General features: G+C 51.6%; 1 protein-coding gene. It reads right to left on the bottom strand.

What is annotated here, in order from left to right; genetic code table 11:
* Positions 1–1,289, bottom strand: a 1,289-nt coding sequence (locus ICN29_RS10760; protein ID WP_216133001.1) for an autotransporter-associated beta strand repeat-containing protein, incomplete at both ends; no start/stop codon positions are given.

A 1,289-nucleotide genomic window follows, 5' to 3' on the forward strand; every position in this document is an offset into this window, starting at 1 on the left:
ACCAGACAGTGCAACCGTACCGGCGTTAATGTTGGTGCCACCGCTAAAGGTGTTATTACCTAAAAGTGTGAGGATGCCTGCGCCGTTGTTGACTAAATTAGCAGCATTACCAATCGCACCAGTAATCCGGCTACCAGTGCTTGAGGAGTTAATGGTCAGGGTACTGACGTTCGATACGTTGCCACCAATGGTAGCTGCGCCAGCGCCGGAGTTGATGGTGAGCGCACTACCGCTTGCGCCGGTGTAGCTTAATATCACAACACCTGTGCCGCCGTTACCACCACCAGCAGAGCTATAGGATCCACCACCACCACCGCCAGTATTTGCAACACCAGGACTTCCAGCTATTGCGACGCTAGCGCAACAAGGATTTGCACCTCTGCCACCACCACCTAAGCCTCCTAAACCACCAGTAGAAGATGGGAAATTACCAAGGTAACCTGCACCACCACCGCCGCCGCCACTGTAGTACGTGCTTGTTCCAACAATGGAGGAAGTACTTCCATTATTTCCAGGTAATCCTGTTGAATTCCAGCCGCCCTTACCACCAGTAGCACCCTGGGTATTCGTAGTTCCACCAGCACTGGTTCCACCTGAGCCACCTGTTGCATTTGCGGTTTCTGTATTACCAGCGCTTCCGCCTTGAGCAATTACATTAAGCCCTAAGCTGATATTCACCAAAGAGGATAGTTGGCCACCACCCTGGTTAATACCGCCATCACCAACGATGACTGTTAACGCGTTAGCATTAGTAAGATTGATGGTACCAGTTGAGAAGCCGCCGCCACCGCCGCCACCGCCGCCGTTATAACAAGAACAGCCGATTGATCCAGCGCCACCACCGCCAACTACAAGATAAGTAGTCGTATTGGAAGTGTTTGGAGTCCATGAGTAGGAACTGCCGCTATACGAGAGGCTACCACCAGCAACTGTTATCGCCGTTGACACTGTTGATGGCGTAGAGTAAGTTAAGCCGCCATTAATACTGTACGCATAAGAGCCGGCACCTAGGAGCTTAATAATTCCAGCAGTGCCAATGGCGTTGCTGCTCACATTACCCACCACGCCTACTGGACCATTACCACTAGCTAGGGTGATATCCGATCCAGCTAAAGTTAAGTTACCACCGTAGCTTTGACCTGACAAGCCATTGGTCGTCACACTCGCTGCTACTGAAGTGTCTCCACTAGTCAAGAGCGATAGCAGTGCGCGAGTATTGCCGACTAAGCCACCAAAGATGGTGCTGCCAGTTCCAGTAGTAGTAGCTAAGCTGTAGTTGGTGCCGGTAT

It is taken from the genome of Polynucleobacter nymphae (assembly GCF_018882155.1).
Lineage (GTDB): Bacteria > Pseudomonadota > Gammaproteobacteria > Burkholderiales > Burkholderiaceae > Polynucleobacter > Polynucleobacter nymphae.